This window comes from Streptomyces sp. NBC_00045 (assembly GCF_045041095.1).
Lineage (GTDB): Bacteria > Actinomycetota > Actinomycetes > Streptomycetales > Streptomycetaceae > Streptomyces.
Map to the genome: position 1 here is coordinate 5,216,954 of NZ_CP108271.1, position 17,522 is coordinate 5,234,475.

Annotated in this window: 9 protein-coding genes; 7 read left to right on the forward strand and 2 right to left on the reverse strand. The window is 74.0% G+C overall.

What is annotated here, in order from left to right; translation table 11 throughout:
• Positions 1 to 183: 183 nt before the first annotated feature.
• Positions 184 to 3,099: a YbhN family protein gene (locus tag OHA65_RS24620; protein ID WP_405762437.1), complete on the reverse strand. Its 2,916-nt coding sequence runs from the start codon at positions 3,097 to 3,099 to the stop codon at positions 184 to 186.
• Positions 3,100 to 3,197: 98 nt separating this feature from the next.
• Between OHA65_RS24620 and OHA65_RS24625 the strand changes: the two genes are divergently transcribed.
• The 5 genes from OHA65_RS24625 (at position 3,198) to nudC (ending at position 14,153) form a co-directional block, all read left to right on the forward strand.
• Positions 3,198 to 3,566, forward strand: a complete 369-nt coding sequence (locus tag OHA65_RS24625; protein WP_327285296.1) for an MGMT family protein — start codon at positions 3,198 to 3,200, stop codon at positions 3,564 to 3,566.
• Positions 3,567 to 3,767: 201 nt separating this feature from the next.
• A complete protein-coding gene (locus OHA65_RS24630; RefSeq protein WP_405763431.1) occupies positions 3,768 to 7,397 on the forward strand; it encodes an ATP-dependent helicase in 3,630 nt (1,209 codons plus the stop codon).
• A gap of 172 nt (positions 7,398 to 7,569) precedes the next feature.
• Positions 7,570 to 11,676, forward strand: coding sequence for a UvrD-helicase domain-containing protein (locus tag OHA65_RS24635; protein ID WP_405762439.1), 4,107 nt, complete (start codon positions 7,570 to 7,572; stop codon positions 11,674 to 11,676).
• Between the two features lie 10 nt (positions 11,677 to 11,686).
• Entirely contained in the window at positions 11,687 to 13,093 is a 1,407-nt protein-coding gene (locus OHA65_RS24640; protein ID WP_405762441.1) for a dipeptidase, read from the forward strand.
• Positions 13,094 to 13,211: 118 nt separating this feature from the next.
• On the forward strand, positions 13,212 to 14,153 hold the full coding sequence (gene nudC, locus OHA65_RS24645) for an NAD(+) diphosphatase (RefSeq protein ID WP_328763595.1): 942 nt from the start codon (positions 13,212 to 13,214) through the stop codon (positions 14,151 to 14,153).
• Positions 14,154 to 14,269: 116 nt separating this feature from the next.
• Here the strand turns inward: nudC and OHA65_RS24650 are convergent, their stop codons facing one another.
• Positions 14,270 to 14,530 carry a mycoredoxin gene (locus OHA65_RS24650; protein WP_054223160.1) on the reverse strand — a complete coding sequence of 87 codons (261 nt, stop codon included), beginning with the start codon at positions 14,528 to 14,530 and terminating at the stop codon, positions 14,270 to 14,272.
• Between the two features lie 165 nt (positions 14,531 to 14,695).
• On the opposite strand from OHA65_RS24650, the gene OHA65_RS24655 reads away from it, so the two are divergent.
• Together OHA65_RS24655 and OHA65_RS24660 are read left to right on the forward strand one after the other, a co-directional pair.
• The gene (locus OHA65_RS24655; protein ID WP_371644720.1) at positions 14,696 to 16,921 is read left to right on the forward strand and encodes an ATP-dependent DNA helicase UvrD2; all 2,226 of its coding nucleotides are present in this window, start codon (positions 14,696 to 14,698) and stop codon (positions 16,919 to 16,921) included.
• A gap of 168 nt (positions 16,922 to 17,089) precedes the next feature.
• Positions 17,090 to 17,431 carry a hypothetical protein gene (locus OHA65_RS24660; RefSeq protein ID WP_328763599.1) on the forward strand — a complete coding sequence of 114 codons (342 nt, stop codon included), beginning with the start codon at positions 17,090 to 17,092 and terminating at the stop codon, positions 17,429 to 17,431.
• The last annotated feature ends 91 nt before the right edge of the window (positions 17,432 to 17,522 follow it).

The window sequence follows — 17,522 nt, forward strand, 5'->3', positions numbered from 1 at the left end:
TTTGCAATCGAACGCAATTTTGAGGGCTGTTCGGGTGGGAGCCAACTTTGCGCCTTGTCCGGCGCACAGATTGAGACGGGGTCAGGGTGGGGGAGGAGTTGCGGGCTGCCAGGGGTCCGCCCATCGGGCCCACGGCCCGCCGCGTCGGCCTGGCGCCGGGCGCTGACCCGCCTGCCGTACTTCCTAGATGGCCTCTTTCCGGGTCAGGTAGTTGAAGGACAGCCAGCCCGGCAGGACCGGGAGCCAGAACGTCATCAGGCGGAACAGCAGGACCGCCGAGATGGCGACCTCCTTCTCCAGGCCCGCCGCGATCAGACCCAGCGTCAGCGTCGTCTCCACGGCGCCGATGCCGCCCGGCGTCGGCGCCGCCGAGCCCAGTGCGTTGCCCGCCAGGAACACCACCGCGATGCTCGCGTAGCTGAGGGCCTGCCCGCCGCCGAACGCCCGGATCGAAGCGTCCAGGCACATCACGAAGCAGCCGGTCAGCAGCAGCATCCCGCCGATGCCCGTCATCAGCTTCTGCGGTCGCTGGAGCACGTCCAGCATGCGCGGCACCACGCCCGCGAACAGCGCCCGAACCCGCGTCGCCACGAACTTCCGCAGGATCGGCACCGCCGTCACCACCAGCACCAGCACCGCCACCGTCAGCAGACCCGCGATGACCGTCCGGGACGGGGTCATTTCCGGGGTCTTCTCGGTGCCGGTCAGGTAGCCGAAGGCCAGCAGCAGCAGGATGTGGCTCGCCAGTCCGAACAGCTGCGAGGCACCCACGCTCGCCACCGCCAGTCCCGGCCGGATCCCTGCCCGCTGGAGGAAGCGCGTGTTCAGTGCGACGCCGCCGACCGCCGCCGGCGCCACGAGCTTCACGAAGGACCCCGCCACCTGCGCGACCACCGTCCGCAGGAACGACACCCGCTCCGGCACGAACCCCAGCAGGCTCATCGCCGCCGCGAAGTACGTCAGCGCGGAGAAGGCCAGCGCGGCCCCCACCCAGCCCCACTGCGCCTGGCCGACGATCGTCGCGAAGTCCACGTGCGCCAGCTGCGTGAGCAGGAAGTACGCGCCGAACGCGCCCGCGATGAACGACACCAGGGTGCGCGGCCGGATCCGCTCCAGCCGGGCCGGTTCCACCGGCGCCTGCGGGCGGATCAGCAGCACCTGCTGGCGGATCTGGCTCAGCAGGTCCTCTTCGCGGGCCCCGTCGAGGGCGTCGTCCAGCGCCCTCTTCTCGGCCTTCTTCTCCGCGGACGTGGACGTCGCCGACTTGGCTCCCGCAGGCTTGGCACCCGCCTCGCGCGCCGCCTTCGCGGCCCGCGAGGACTCCAGTACGGCCTCCCGCTGCCGGTCGGCCCGCTCCCGGGCCAGTCTGCGCAGCGTCGCCCGGGTGGAGCGGCTCAGCGCGATCGGCTGGAGCAGCGGCAGGCAGTCCGCCACCGCGTCCGGCCCGAGCACCGACACCGCCGAGGCCACCGCGCGCTCCGCGCCGACCCGCAGGCCGAGCGTGGTCAGCAGCTGGGCGATGTCCATCCGCAGGACGAGGTCGCCGGCCGCGATCTCACCGCCGCGCAGGTCGGTGAGGACGACGTTGCCGGAACGATCCACCACGAGCGCGTCGCCGGTGAGCCGCCGGTGGGCGATCCGCCGCGACTGCAGGGCTCGTACCTGTTTCCACGTGCTGCGCGTCAGGTCGTCGGTGATCTCCTCGTCGGCGAGCGCGTCGAGGTTCCGGCCGTCCAGGTGCTCGTACACGAGCATGACGGCGTCCGGGCCGAGTTCGGAGGTGGCGATCAGCTTCGGCGCGTTGGCCCCGGCGGCGATGGCGGCGTACGCGAGGAGCGCCTCCTGTTCCAGGGCCTGGCGCAGGGACTGGAGGCTGCGCCGCGTGGTGATGCCGCGCAGGGTGAGCCGGCGCCAGACCCGGTAGAAGAACCCGTGGGCCTGCTGTTCGCGGTCGACGACGGTGACGTCGAGCGGCGGGCCGTCCTCCAGGGTGACGTGGTAGCGGCGGCCCCGGTCGCTGACCTCCGAGGGGTCGGCGCCGTCCGGGAGCTCCGCGCGCATGGCACTGACCGGCTTGAAGCCGACCCGGCGCAGGCCGGCGAGGAGGGTCTGCCCGGTGGGGCGGACGTTCGGCGAGCCGACGGCGTACAGGGTCCCGTACGCGACGCTCCAGCCGATCAGCACGGTCAGGATGATCGAGAACGGGGTGGTGTACCCGCTGACCAGCATCGCGAAGGCGTCGAGCAGCAGGACCACCCACAGCGCGACCCGCCAGCGCGGTCTGCGGGTCATGCCGACGGCGGTCATGTACGCGATGACGGGCGCGAGGTAGCCGTGCACCGGGTCGGTGATGGGGCCGCCGATGCTGGTGGGACGGGTGAGGGCGTCCTGAATGGTGTCGGAGGCGGCCTGGGAGACCCACAGGTCGGTGGCCAGGGTCACGCCGTGCGCGAGGACGGCGGCGAGCACGCCGTCGGCGATGCGCAGTCCGTCCCGTTTGATCAGCCGTTCGATGGCGAACGCGACGGGTACGAGCAGTACGGCGATGCTGGACACCAGCCCGGCGACCTTGATCAGCACATCGGGCGCGGCGCCGGTGCCCTGGCTGATGTCGGCTTCGAGGCCGGCGGTGGTGCGGTGCGCGAAGGCGGCGATGCCGAGGACGACGGCGATGCCGAGGACGCCGACGAGGAGGCGTACGAGGTCGGAGGGCCGGTGGACGCGGGCGGCGAGCAGCGGCTCGTCGACCTCGACCTGGTCGGCGGACGCGGCGGCGCGCCCGTGCGGCCCGTCGGCGCGCTCCTGCGGCCCGTCGGCGTCGGCCGCGGGCACGTCCTCGGGCACGTCGTCCCCGGGCACGTCCTCGGGTACGTCTCCCGGCCCGCCTCCGGGCTCGTTTCCGGGCCGGTCCCCGGCGCCGGGTCCGGCGCCGGGTCCGGTGCCGCTTCCGGATGCGGGCGCGGCCCGGCCGGGGAGCTCGTCGGGGAGCTTCCCGGGACGCGGGTCTGGGCGCGTGCTGTCGTCCTCAGCCGCGCCGTCCGGAGGGCTCACACCCTGCTCCTTCGTCGTCACTTCCGTCTCTTCTTGATCACGTATCACCAGTCACCGCCCGGAAGATGGTGGCACGGACCGACGTGCGGGCGGGGCATCAGGGTGCGTGCCGGTACGGAAGGAAACCTTCCGGGAACCGGTCCGTGATGTACGGCACCATGGGCGCAATGAGCGAAGACCTGCCCGCGTACGCGGAGCGCGTGCTGGATGCGGCCGAGCGGATTCCGCCCGGCCGGGTGATGACGTACGGGGACGTCGCCGAATGGCTCGGCGAGGGCGGACCGCGCCAAGTCGGGCGCGTGATGGCCCTGTACGGGGGAGCCGTGCCCTGGTGGCGGGTGGTCCGGGCCGACGGACGACCGCTGCCCGGCAGCGAGCACCGGGCCCTGGAGCACTACCGCGCAGAAGCCACTCCGCTGCGTCTGACCGCCGACGGCGAGGCCCGGCTGAACATGCCGCGGGCGCGCTGGGACGGGCAGGAGGAGCACGCCGCACGGGACGAGGGTCACATCTGACAGCTTCGGCCATGCGGCGCCCGGGCGGGCGGTCGGGCGCCCGTACGGGGGACCGGTACGGGGGCGGGAGCGGTGACCGGCGAGGGCCCCGGCGGCTTCCCGGGCCCCACCTCGGGGAACTGCGCGGCACCCGCCGGTTGCCGTAGCGTTGCCTCTTCGGCCGCAGCAACCGCAGACCCACCAGGACCGGCACCCCACGTGATCACCTCTCCATCCGACCGCTCCGAGCGGCGGCGTACGCGGACCCCTGACGCGTACCGCCTCGTGCGCAGTGGGCCGCAGCGGGTGGATCCCCCTGTTCTGGACGCAGCACAGCAGGCGGTGGTTGATCACGCAGGCGGACCGCTTCTCGTCCTGGCCGGGCCGGGCACCGGGAAGACGACCACGCTGGTCGAGGCGGCCGCGGCCCGCGTCGAGGCCGGGGTGGACCCCGCCCGGATCCTGATCCTCACCTTCAGCCGCAAGGCGGCGGTGGAGCTGCGCGACCGGGCCGCCCTGCGGCTCGGCGGGGCGCGCGCCCCGCAGGCGACCACGTTCCACTCCTTCTGTTACGGACTGGTCCGCGCCCACCAGGACACCGACCTGTTCGCGGATCCGCTGCGGCTGCTGTCTGGCCCGGAGCAGGACGTGACGGTCCGCACCCTGCTGGAGGGACAGCGGCAGATCCGGTCCATCCGCTGGCCCGACGACCTGCGGGCCGCCCTGACCACGCGCGGCTTCGCCGACGAGGTCCGCGCCGTCCTCGCCCGCGCCCGCGAGCTGGGCCTCGGCCCGTCGGCGCTCGACGCGTTCGCGACCCGGCTGGGCCGCCCGGACTGGAAGGCGGCGGCCGCGTTCCTCTCCGAATACCTGGACGTCCTGGACATGCAGGGCACGCTGGACTACGCGGAGCTCCTGCACCGGGCGGTCCTGCTCGCGGAACGCACTCCGTCGCTCGCCTTGGCCTACGACGTGATCTACGTGGACGAGTACCAGGACACGGACGCCTCCCAGCTGCGGCTGCTGCGGGCCCTGGCCGGGCCGGCGGGCACGCTCGTCGCGTTCGGCGACCCGGACCAGTCGATCTACGCGTTCCGCGGCGCCGACATCAACAACATCCTGGACTTCGAAGCCTCCTTCCCGGGCGCGGCGGTCCACGCCCTGACGGTGGGCCGCCGCTCCGGCGCGAACCTCCTCGCGGCGACCCGCCTCCTGACCTCGCGCATGCCCGTCCCGCGTCTCCCCGCAGCGGCGGTCCGCGCGCACCGCGGCCTGGAGCCGACGCGGGAGGGTGGCCGGGTCGAGGTGTTCACGTACCCGACGGCGGGCGCCGAGCTCGACAACATCGCCGACGTCCTGCGCCGGGCGCACCTGGAGGACGGCGTGCCGTGGCAGGACATGGCCGTCCTGGTCCGCTCCGGCGGCCGCACCCTCCCCGCGATGCGCCGCGCACTGATCTCGGCGGGAGTCCCTGCGGAGACGGACGGCACGGACACCCCCCTCCGCCACGAACCGGCGATAGCCCCCCTCCTCACGGCCCTCCGCGTCGCCGCCACCCCCCTGCCTGCGGTCGAGGACGCCGCCACCACCCCCCGGACCGCCGCAGGCGATGACTCCGGCCTGCTCGGGCAGCCGCAGGTCGGCGGTTCCGCCGACGGCCCGGCGCCGGACGCCGGAGGCGTCGAGACGGGCGAGACGGGCGAGACCGCTCACGATTCCGGGGTGTCTGGCCGGGGGACCTCCGCCGCCGAGTCCGGCCTGCCGGCAGATGTCGGTTCCGAGGGGACCGGTCCGCTGCCGGGGGCTTCCCCCGACCTCGCCGAGCCCGCCGCCGCAGTCGCCCCCGGGCCCGCCGCAGACGCCGCGCACGGGGGCGCCGTTCCCGCCGCCGGCGACGCCACCGGGTCCGTCTTGGCCGACGGGCCGGTGGACGGCTCCGCCGAGGCCGCGACCGCCGCAGGCGACGGCGTCGACGCGGGGTGGGTCGGGGTCGAGGCGGCCCTGGTGCTGCTCGGGTCGCCGCTCGGCGGGATGGACGCCGCCGACCTCCGCCGGCTCGGCCGCGCCCTGCGCGACGAGGAGCGGGCAGCCGGCATCAAGGTGCCGGCACCGTCCGACGTGCTGCTCGCGCGCGCCCTAGCCGAGCCCGAACGGCTCGTCGCCCACGATCCCGCGTACGCCCGCGGAGCCCAGCGCCTCGGACTGCTCCTGCGCAAGGCCCGGGAGCTCCTCCAGGGCGGCGGCACCGCCGAAGAGGCCCTGTGGACCCTGTGGGACGGGACCTCCTGGCCCGACCGGCTGGAGCGCCAGGCACGCCGCGGCGGCGCCGGCGGCCGCAACGCCGACCGTGACCTCGACGCCGTCTGCGCGCTCTTCGACACCGCCGCCCGCGCCGAGGAGCGCACCGGCGGCCGCGGCGCGCTCAACTTCCTCGAACAGCTCGAAGCCGAGGACATCGCCGCCGACACCCTCACCACCCGCGCCACCCGCTCCGAGGCCGTCCGCCTCATGACCGCCCACCGTTCCAAGGGCCTGGAGTGGTCCCTCGTCGTCGTGGCCGGCGTACAGGAGGGGCTCTGGCCCGACCTGCGCCGCCGCGGCTCCCTCCTCGAAGCCGACCGCATCGGCCGCGACGGCCTCGCCGAGCCCCTCACCCCCGGCGCGCTCCTCGCCGAGGAACGCCGCCTCTTCTACGTCGCCGCCACCCGCGCCCGCGACCGCCTCGTCGTCACCGCCGTCAAGGCCCCCGCCGAGGACGGCGACCAGCCCTCGCGCTTCTTGACCGAGCTCGGCGTCAGCCCGAAGGACGTCGCCGGTCGGCCCCGCCGCCCCCTGGCCGTCCCCGCGCTCGTCGCCGAGCTGCGCGCCACCACCGTCGACCCCGACGCCTCGCCCGCACTCCGCGAGGCCGCCACCCGCCGGCTCGCCCGCCTCGCCGCGCTCACCGACGAGGACGACCGTCCGCTGGTTCCCGCCGCGCACCCGCAGCGCTGGTGGGGGCTGTACGAGCCCACCGCCTCCACGGTCCCGCTGCGCGACCGGGACCGGCCCGTCGCCCTCTCCGGCAGCGCCCTGGACCAGCTCGCCAACACCTGCTCCCTCCAGTGGTTCCTGGGCCGCGAGGTCAAGGCCGACGCCCCCTCCACCGCAGCCCAGGGCTTCGGCAACGTCGTTCACGTCCTCGCCGACGAGGTCGCCTCCGGCCGCACCCCCGCCGACCTGGCCGTCCTGATGGAACGCCTCGACTCCGTCTGGGACGCCCTCGCCTTCGACGCCCCCTGGAAGTCCCGCCAGGAGAAGGACAACGCCCGCGCCGCCCTGGAGCGCTACCTGCGCTGGCACACCACCGACCGCGGGGGCCGGGCGGCCGTCGCCACGGAGCACTCGTTCGACGTCACGCTCGAAGCGGGTGACTACGCCGTTCGGATCCGGGGTTCCATGGACAGGGTCGAATCGGACCCCCAGGGGCGTGCGTACGTCGTCGACTTCAAGACCGGCAAGGCCGCGCCCACGAAGGACGAGGTCGCGCGGCATCCCCAGCTCGCCGTGTACCAGCTCGCCGTGCGCGAAGGCGCCGTCGACGAGGTCTTCGACGGGGTGCGCCCCGACGCGGGCGGCGCCGAACTGGTGCACCTGCGCCAGGGCGCCGCCGTGCGGGACGGCGGTGACGCGGTGCCCAAGATCCAGGCGCAGCAGCCGCTCGACGGCGAATGGGTCGGGGACCTGCTCGCCACCGCCGCCGGCCGGGTCCTGGACGAGCGCTTCGCGCCCGCCGCCGGCCGGCACTGCGACCACTGCTCCTTCCGCAGCTCGTGCACCGCCCGCCCCGAGGGCCGCCAGACCGTCGAGTGACCGGTGACCGGTGACGGTTGGTCGGCCGTTGGCCGTTGGCCGTTGGCCGTCGGCTGGCGGCTGGCGGCTGACCAGCGGCCTGCGGCTGACCGGTGTCCGGCGGCTGACTGGTGTCCGACCGACGGATGAGACGGCGGCCGGGAGTGTCCGTGGCTCGGGCTAGCCTCTTTACGTGTCCGCGCGTCCGTCCGTCCTCACCGACCCCGAGCAGCTCAAGGAGCTCCTCGGCATCCCTTTCACGCCCGAACAGCTGGCCTGCATCACCGCCCCGGCCGCCCCGCAGGTCATCGTGGCCGGCGCCGGCTCCGGCAAGACCACGGTCATGGCGGCCCGCGTGGTCTGGCTGGTCGGCACCGGAGCGGTCGCGCCCGAGCAGGTCCTCGGCCTCACCTTCACCAACAAGGCCGCCGCCGAACTCGCCGAGCGCGTGCGCAAGGCCCTCGCGCGGGCCGGCATCAGCGACCCGGACCCTTCCCCGGCCGAGGCCGACGCGGCCGGCGGCGAGCCCCGCATCTCCACCTACCACGCGTTCGCCGGCCAGCTCCTGAAGGACCACGGCCTGCGCATCGGCCTGGAGCCCAGCGCCCGGCTGCTCGCCGACGCCACCCGCTTCCAGCTCGCCGCGCGCGTGCTGCGCGAGGCCCCCGGACCGTACCCGGCGCTCACCAAATCCGTCCCCGACCTGGTCAGCGACCTGCTCGCGCTCGACGGGGAGCTCTCGGAGCACCTGGTCACCCCGGCGCAGCTGCGCCGGTACGACACGGAGCTCCTCGACACCCTCGCCACCACCAAGCTCAGCAACGACGACCTGCGCAAGATCCCGGAGGCCGTGCGCGGCCGCCTCGAACTGCTGGAGCTGACCGAGCGCTACCGCGCCGCCAAACGCTCCCGCGACCTGCTCGACTTCAGCGACCAGATAGCCCTCTCCGCGCAGCTCGCCACCACCCGCCCCGAGGTGGGGACGCTGTTGCGCGAGGAGTTCAGGGTGGTCCTGCTCGACGAGTACCAGGACACCTCCGTCGCCCAGCGGCTACTGCTGTCCGGGCTGTTCGGCGGGGGCGCCGGGCACGCCGTGACCGCCGTCGGCGACCCTTGCCAGGCGATCTACGGCTGGCGCGGTGCGTCCGTGGCCAACCTCGACGACTTCCCCGAGCACTTCTCGCACGCCGACGGCAGCCCCGCCACCCGCTTCTCGCTCAGTGAGAACCGGCGCAGCGGCGGGCGCCTCCTCGACCTGGCCAACGGGCTGGCGGCCCCGCTCAGGTCCATGCACGAGGGTGTCGAAGCGCTGCGCGCGGCGCCGGGGGAGGAGCAGGCCGGCACCGTCCGCTGCGCCCTGCTGAACACGCACGCCGAGGAGCTGGAGTGGCTCGCGGACTCGGTCGCGCACCTGGTCCGTACGGGGACGGAGCCGCGCGAGATCGCGGTGCTGTGCCGGTCCGCGCGGGACTTCGCGCAGATCCAGGCCGTGCTGGTGGCCCGGGACGTGCCGGTGGAGGTCGTCGGCCTGTCGGGCCTGCTGCACCTCCCGGAGGTCGCGGACCTGGTCGCGGTGTGCGAGGTGCTCCAGGACCCGGGCGCCAACGCCTCCCTCGTCCGGCTCCTCATCGGCCCGCGCTGGCGGATCGGCGCCCGCGACCTGGCCCTGCTGGGCCGCCGGGCGCGGCAGCTGATCGGCCGCGCGCCGGGCGAGGTGGACCCGGACGAGCGGCTCGCCGCGGCGGTGGAGGGCGTGGACCCGGCGGAGGTCGTCTCGCTGGCGGATGCGTTGGAGACGTTCCTGGACGGCAGCGGCAGTGGCGGCGTAGGCGGGGGCGGCGGCGCCGGGCAGGGCGCGGCCGCGGACGACCTGCCGTTCTCCGCGGCTGCCAGGGTCCGCTTCGCGCACCTCGCCCAGGAGCTGCGCGACCTGCGGCGTTCGCTCGCCGACCCGCTGATGGACGTACTGCACCGGGTGCTGGCCGTGACCGGCCTGGACGTGGAACTGTCGGCTTCGCCGCACGCGCTGGCGGCCCGGCGCCGCGAATCGCTGTCCGGCTTCATGGACGTCGCGGCCGGCTTCGCGTCCCTCGACGGCGAGGCCTCCCTGTTGGCCTTCCTCGGCTTCCTGCGCACGGCGGTCCAGTACGAGAAGGGCCTGGACCACGCCCTGCCCGGCGGGGAGAACACGGTGAAGGTGCTCACCGCCCACAAGTCCAAGGGCCTGGAGTGGGACGTGGTGGTGGTCCCGGACCTGTGCGCGGGCTCGTTCCCCAAGGAGAAGGCCCCGGAGCCGTGGACTTCGTACGCCAAGGTCCTGCCGTACGCGCTGCGCGGCGACGCGGCGACCCTTCCCGGCGATCCGGCGTTGACCTCGGCGGGGCTGAAGTCCTTCAAGGCCGCCCTGAAGGAGCACAAGGCGGTGGAAGAGCTCCGCCTCGGCTACGTCACGTTCACCCGGCCCCGCTCGCTGCTGCTGGCCTCCGCGCACTGGTGGGGCCCGACCCAGAAGAAGCGGCGCGGCCCCTCGGCGTTCCTGACCTCCCTGTACGACCACTGCGCGGCGGGCCACGGCGAGATCGAAGCCTGGGCGCAGGAACCGGCCCCGGACACGGAGAACCCGTCGCTCGCCACGGAGTCCACCCCGGACCGGTCCTGGCCCCTGCCCCTGGACCCGGACTCGCTGGCCCTGCGCCGTGCGGCGGCGGCCCTGGTCGAGTCCCACCTGGCCACCCCCGCGCCGGACCCGGACCCCGCCCCGGACCCCTACCTCTGGCCCCCGGACTGCGAGGAGCCCCGGCCGGCCGCGGACGACCTCTGGGCCCCGGACGACCCCACCGGCGCAGCCGTGCCCCGCGAGCGGACCGCCGCGCCGGCCGCGGACGACCTGTGGGCCCCGGACGAGGCCACCGGCGCGGCCGTGCCGCACCCGCGCGTCGGAGCACCGGACGGCGGCGACCTGTGGACGGCGGACGAGGCCTGGGCCGTACCCGCGGGGGCCGACGCGGCATCCGTCCCGCACCCCCGCACCGGGGCCGGCGCGCCGCCCGGCGAAGGGTCCGGGGCCGCAGGCCCGACCCCGGACGACGGCGCAGCCGTACCCGGGGTCCGGGGCGGAGCCCCGGTTTCGGGAAGGGGCGGGGTAGGGGAAGGGCTTCCACCCGGCAACGTCCCGTGGCCCGCCGACGACCCCTGGTCCGAAGGGCCCGGGTTCGACGACCCTCGGATCGACGAGCCCTGGTCCGACAACCCCCGGGCTGACCACCCCCGGCCGGGCCACCCCCGGTCCGACGCCCCTCGGTCCGGCCACCCCCGGTCCGACGCCCCTCGGTCCGACGAGCCCCGGTCCGACGAGCCCCGGTCCGACGGGCCCCGGGCCGACGAGCCCTGGTCCGACGGGCCCTGGTCCGACGCGCCCCGGGCCGGAGGGCCCGCGCCCGGTTCGACCCCGCCGCCCGGGGGCACCGACCCGTACGCAGGCGCAGGCGCAGCCGCCGGCGCGGACGGCACCGGCCCGTACCGCCCCGGTACGCCGCCCGGCGACCGGCCCCGCACCGCCCGTACGGGCCACACCGCCCTCACCCCCGAAGAGGCACGGGCCGTCGCCTCCTGGGACCGGGACCTCGACGCCCTGGAGGGCGAGCTCCGTCGCGCCCGCGCCGCCGTGCGCGACGTCGAGCTCCCGGCCGCGCTCTCCGCCAGCCAGCTCATGCGCCTCGCCGCGGACGCGCAGGGCTTCGCACGCGACCTCGCCCGCCCCATGCCCAAGCCCCCGCAGCCCGCCGCCCGCCAGGGCACCCGTTTCCACGCCTGGGTCGAGTCCCGCTTCGACGAGCTCCCCCTGCCGCTCCTCGACGTCCTCGACCCGGCCACCGAGCTGCCCGGCTCAGACCAGGAGATTGCCGACGAGGCCGACCTCGACTCCCTCAAGGCCGCCTTCGAGCGCAGCGAGTACGCCGAGCGCACGCCCCACCGCATGGAGGTCCCGGTCCAGCTCACGCTCGCCGGCCGGGTCGTACGTGGCCGGATCGACGCGGTGTACCGCAACCCCGACGGCTCGTACGAGATCGTCGACTGGAAGACCGGCCGCACCACCGAGGCCGATCCGCTCCAGCTCGCCGTCTACCGCCTGGCTTGGGCGGAAGCCACCGGCACGCCCCTCGACGGGGTCACCGCCGCCTTCCTCCACGTCCGCAGCGGCCGCGTGATCCGGCCCCGGAACCTCCCCGACCGGGCGCGCCTTGAGCGGATCCTCCAAGGCAAATCGGACACGGACAGTGGCCCGCAACCCGACAGTTAGGCTCGTAGGCATGAGCGAAACCCCGGCGGACAGCGTCGTCCGCACGTACATCGACGCGCACCGCGCGACTTTCCTCGACGACCTCGCCGAGTGGCTGCGCATCCCCTCCGTCTCGGCCCAGCCCGAGCACGCGGACGACGTACGTCGCAGCGCCGAGTGGCTCGCCGCGAAGCTCAAGGAGACCGGCTTCCCGGTCACGGAGGTCTGGGAGACCCCCGGCGCGCCCGCCGTCTTCGCCGAGTGGCCGAGCGCGGATCCGGACGCCCGGACCGTCCTCGTCTACGGGCACCACGACGTGCAGCCAGCCGCCGTCGCCGACGGCTGGCACACCGACCCGTTCGAGCCGGTCGTCAAGGACGGCCGGATGTACGCGCGCGGCGCCGCCGACGACAAGGGGCAGGTCTTCTTCCACACCCTCGGCGTACGGGCCCACCTGGCCGCGACCGGCGCAGAGGCGCCCGCCGTGCACCTGAAGCTGCTCATCGAGGGCGAGGAGGAGTCGGGCTCCCCGCACTTCCGTGCCCTGGTCGAGCGGGAGGCGGAGCGCCTCGCCACCGACATCGTGATCGTCTCCGACACCGGCATGTGGTCAGAGACCACGCCCACCGTCTGCACCGGCATGCGCGGCGTCGCCGACTGCGAGATCGACCTGCACGGGCCCGACCAGGACATCCACTCGGGCGCCTTCGGCGGGGCCGTGCCCAATCCGGCCACCGTCGCCGCCCGCCTGGTCGCGGCGCTGCACGACGCCGACGAGCGGGTCACGATCCCCGGCTTCTACGACAACATCGCCGAGCTCACGGACGAGGAGCGGGCGCTGATCGCCGAGCTGCCGTTCGACGAGTCCGAGTGGCTGCGCACGGCGAGGTCGCACGCCGCCGCGGGAGAGAAGGGCTACTCCACCCTGGAGCGGGTCTGGGCCCGCCCGACGGCCGAGGTCAACGGCATCGGCGGCGGCTACCAGGGCCCCGGCGGCAAGACCATCGTGCCCGCCTCCGCCCACCTGAAGCTCTCCTTCCGGCTGGTGTCCGGGCAGGACCCGTACGAGGTGGAGGCGGCGGTCAGGGACTGGGTCGCGGCCCGCATCCCGGAAGGGATCCGCCATTCCATCGTCTTCGGCGCGCCCACCAGGCCCTGCCTGACGCCGCTGGACCACCCGGCGCTCCAGTCCGTCGTGCGGGCCATGGGCCGGGCGTTCGGCGAGAAGGTCCGCTTCACCCGCGAGGGCGGCTCCGGGCCCGCGGCGGACCTCCAGGACGTACTGGACGCGCCCGTGCTGTTCCTCGGCATCTCCGTGCCGTCCGACGGCTGGCACTCGCCGAACGAGAAGGTCGAGCTGGACCTGCTCATGAAGGGCGTCGAGACGGCCGCCTACCTGTGGGGCGACCTGGCCGGCCGCCACGGGCACCCCGTCTAACCCCACCGCGTCACCCCGTCTAACCCCACCGCGTCACCCCGGGTGACCCCACCACGTCACCCAGCCACGAGTCACCCGTCACGAGTCACTGAGCCTGCCTGTCCCACCACCGGGGGAGTTGGAAGTACCTGTGAGCACCCATACCGAGCACCCGATCTCGCTCGCCGCGCCCAGCGGGATCGACCGCGCCGCGCACCACCGCCTCGACGAGGCCTGGCTCGCGGCCGCCTGGAGCCACCCGACGACGCGCGTCTTCGTGGTCTCCGGCGGTCAGGTCCTGATCGACGACACCCCCGACGGGGAGACCGGGATCGTGATGACCCCGGCCTTCGAGGCCCCGGTCACCGAGACGCACCGCTACTTCCTGGGCACCGACGACGACGGCGTACGGTACTTCGCGCTCCAGAAGGACTCGTTGCCGGGCCGGATGGACCAGTCGGCCCGCCCGGCCGGCCTGCGCGAGGCCGGGCTGCTGCTGGGCCCGCGCGACGCCGGGCTGATGGTGCACGCGGTGGCCCTGGAGAACTGGCAGCGGATGCACCGCTTCTGCTCGCGCTGCGGCGAGCGCACGGTGGTCGCGGCCGCCGGGCACATCCGCCGCTGCCCCGGCTGCGGAGCCGAGCACTACCCGCGCACCGACCCCGCGGTGATCATGTTGGTCACCGACGAGCACGACCGCGCGCTGCTGGGCCGCCAGGTGCACTGGCCGGAGGGGCGCTTCTCGACGTTGGCCGGGTTCGTGGAGCCGGGCGAGTCGATCGAGCAGTCGGTCGTCCGCGAGGTGTGGGAGGAGGCGGGCATCAAGGTCGGCGAGGTCGAGTACGTCGCCAGCCAGCCCTGGCCGTTCCCGTACAGCCTGATGCTGGGCTTCACGGCGCGCGCCACCACCACCGAGATCACGGTCGACGGCGAGGAGATCCAGGAGGCCCGCTGGTTCTCCCGCGAGGAGCTGCGTGCCGCGTTCGAGAGCGGCGAGATGGTGCCCCCGTCGGGGATCTCCATCGCGGCGCGGCTGGTCGAGCGCTGGTACGGGGAGCCGCTGCCGCGTCCGCTCGCGTAAGGCCCGCCACACGGCAGAAGGCCCCCGCCGCGGCGGGGGCCCTTCTGTTCGCTGCGTCACGTCGCTGCGTCACGTCGATGCGCACCCGGCCACCTCGCCGCGTGCCGCCCCGGCCGTCAGACGGCGAGGGCCTGCTTGACCTGGGCCAGGCTCGGGTTCGTCATGACCGACTCGGCCCCGGCCGGGGACACCACGAGGACGGTCGGAACGGTCTGGTTGCCGCCGTTCGCCTTCTCGACGAACGCCGCGGACTCGGGGTCCAGCTCGATGTTGATCTCGTTGTACGCGATGCCTTCCCGGTCCAGCTGGGTCTTCAGCCGACGGCAGTAGCCGCACCAGGTCGTGCTGTACATCGTGACGGAACCCGTGTCCTGCATGCTGCGGTCTCCTCTGTGGGGTCTGGGTGGTCCGAGTACTCGAACGTACGGGACCGCGGGGCCATTCCCGCAGCCGCGGTGCCCCCGGTACGTCAAGTACGTCAAGTGCGTCGGGTGCGTCACGTGCAGCACGGGGGCCGCGCGGGCCGCGAGCCGGTACGACGAATGCGCGCACCCTGTGGACAAGTTTCCCGCCCGCCCCTCGGGACCTGGCAGCATGGCGGGGTGACATCAGCAACGCACTCCTCATCCTTCCCCGCCGGCGCGGACTCGGCCGACGCGGTGCTCCTGGGCCTGGACCCGGAGCAGCGCGAGGTCGCGACGACCCTGCGCGGACCGGTGTGCGTGCTGGCGGGAGCGGGCACGGGCAAGACCCGGGCGATCACCCACCGGATCGCCTACGGGGTCCGTTCCGGCCAGCTGATGCCGGCCAGCGTGCTGGCCGTCACGTTCACCAACCGCGCCGCCGGCGAAATGCGCGGCCGCCTGCGCACCCTGGGCGCGGGCGGGGTCCAGGCACGGACGTTCCACTCCGCCGCCCTGCGCCAGCTCCAGTACTTCTGGCCCAAGGCGATCGGCGGCGAGGTGCCCCGCCTCGTCGAGCGCAAGATCCAGCTCGTGGCCGAGGCCGGCGCGCGCTGCCGCATCCGACTCGACCGTGGCGAGCTGCGCGATGTCACCGGTGAGATCGAGTGGGCGAAGGTCACCCAGACCGTGCCCTCCGACTATCCGGCAGCCGCCCTCAAGGTGGGCCGCGAAGCCCCCCGGGACATGGCGGAGATCGCCCAGATCTACGGGACGTACGAGCAGCTCAAGCGCGACCGCGGCATGATCGACTTCGAGGACGTGCTACTGCTCACGGTCGGCATCCTCCAGGACCGCCACGACATCGCCGAACAGATCCGCACCCAGTACCAGCACTTCGTGGTGGACGAGTACCAGGACGTCAGCCCGCTCCAGCAGCGACTGCTGGACCTGTGGCTCGGCGAGCGCGACAGCCTCTGCGTCGTCGGCGACGCCAGCCAGACGATCTACTCCTTCACCGGTGCCACCCCGGACCACCTGCTGAACTTCCGCACCCGCTACCCGCAGGCCACGCTCGTCAAGCTGGTCCGCGACTACCGCTCCACCCCCCAGGTGGTCCACCTCGCCAACGGGCTGCTCAGCCAGGCCAAGGGCCGCGCCGCCGAGCACCGCCTGGAGCTGGTCTCCCAGCGCGAGCCCGGCCCCGACCCGGTCTACGCCGAGTACCCCGACGAGCCCGCCGAGGCCGAGGGCGTCGCCCTGCGGATCCGGGACCTGATCGCGGCGGGCGTCCCGGCCGGCGAGATCGCCGTGCTCTACCGCATCAACGCCCAGTCCGAGGTCTACGAGCAGGCCCTCGCCGACGCCGGGGTGCCGTACCAGCTGCGCGGCGCCGAGCGCTTCTTCGAGCGGGGCGAGGTGCAGAAGGCGATCCTCGCCCTGCGCGGCGCCGCGCGCTCCGGCGGCAACGACCCCCTCCTCGACGACGTCGTCGAGCTCGGCTCCCAGGTCCGGGCCGTCCTCAGCTCCACCGGCTGGACCACCGAGCCGCCCGCCGGCTCCGGGGCCGTCCGCGACCAGTGGGAGTCCGTGGCCGCCCTGGTCCGGCTCGCCGAGGACTTCGCCCGGAGTCGGCCCGGCGCGACCCTGGCGGACCTGACCGTAGAGCTGGACGAGCGCAGGGCGGCCCAGCACGCCCCGACCGTCCAGGGCGTCACCCTCGCCTCGCTGCACGCCGCGAAGGGCCTGGAATGGGACGCCGTGTACCTGGCCGGCCTCACCGACGGCATGATGCCGATCACATACGCCAAGACCGACGAGCAGGTGGAGGAGGAACGCCGGCTCCTCTATGTCGGGGTCACCCGGGCGCGTCACCACCTGACGCTCTCCTGGGCGCTCTCCCGGGCTCCGGGCGGCAGGCCCTCCCGCCGCCCCAGCCGCTTCCTGAACGGGCTGCGGCCGGGCTCTGCGGCCCCCGGCGGCCGGGCGGGCGGTACGGCCGAGCGGGCGCCCCGGACGCGGGGGCGCCGCGGCCCGGCGCTGTGCCGGGTGTGCGGCAAGACGCTCACCGAGGCCGGCGAGCTGAAACTGATGCGCTGCGACGACTGCCCGTCGGACATGGACGAAGGCCTCTACGAGCGGCTGCGGGAGTGGCGCGCGGGCCAGGCGAAGGAGCAGGGACTGCCCGCGTACTGCGTCTTCACCGACAGGACGCTCGTCGCGATCGCCGAGGCCGCGCCGTCCGAGGAGGGCGAGCTCTCGATGATCTCTGGAGTCGGCCGCCGCAAGCTCGACCGGTACGGAGCCGACGTCCTGGCCATCTGTGCAGGTCAAGAGCCTGGGGGCAGCGATGCTGACGACGCGTAGAAACTCGTCGGAAAAATAGTTTGCACATGCCCAGCGAATCCCCATAGGTTCTTAGCAACGGAAACGGTGGCTTCTCCAAAGCTCCGGATCCGTGCTGTACTTATCCGAATACGTATGGGACAGGCCCCCGGGCCCCGTCCCCGAGACGCCGAGAGGAGGCGAGAACCAGTGACCAGCTTCATCACCACCACCAAAATGACCGATCGCTCGGTCGCCGCTTCCTGCACGCTCGGCTCCTCCTCGCTCCTCCCGCTCCTGGGTACCGGTCTGTCCGCGATTTCCGCTGACAGCCCTGCCCTGCTGGCTGCGCCCTCCGCGCTCCTGGCGAGCGTGCGGAATGAGCGACCGACCCAGGCACCGGTGGCAGTACTGGAAGCCCAGGCGCATGGCGCCTATGGGTTTGCGGCCGCAGCCGGTGCCGGATCCAAGACGCAGACGAAGCAGACGAAGCAGCAGCACCACCTGATGTGGGCCTTCCGTGGGCTCGAACCCTGGAGTGATCCAGCCTGATTCCAAGATCAGGCCGGCGCCTTCAGGGCCGCGGAACCCCACCCGGGATCCGCGGCCCTTCTGTTTGCCCCCGAACGGGGGCGACGGCACG

Bases quoted from the DNA above. Each gene is read 5' to 3' on its own strand.
- OHA65_RS24650 (WP_054223160.1), bottom strand. From the start codon at position 14,530: ATGCAGGACACGGGTTCCGTCACGATGTACAGCACGACCTGGTGCGGC.
- OHA65_RS24640 (WP_405762441.1), top strand. From the start codon at position 11,687: ATGAGCGAAACCCCGGCGGACAGCGTCGTCCGCACGTACATCGACGCG.
- OHA65_RS24655 (WP_371644720.1), top strand. From the start codon at position 14,696: ATGCGCGCACCCTGTGGACAAGTTTCCCGCCCGCCCCTCGGGACCTGG.
- OHA65_RS24625 (WP_327285296.1), top strand. From the start codon at position 3,198: ATGTACGGCACCATGGGCGCAATGAGCGAAGACCTGCCCGCGTACGCG.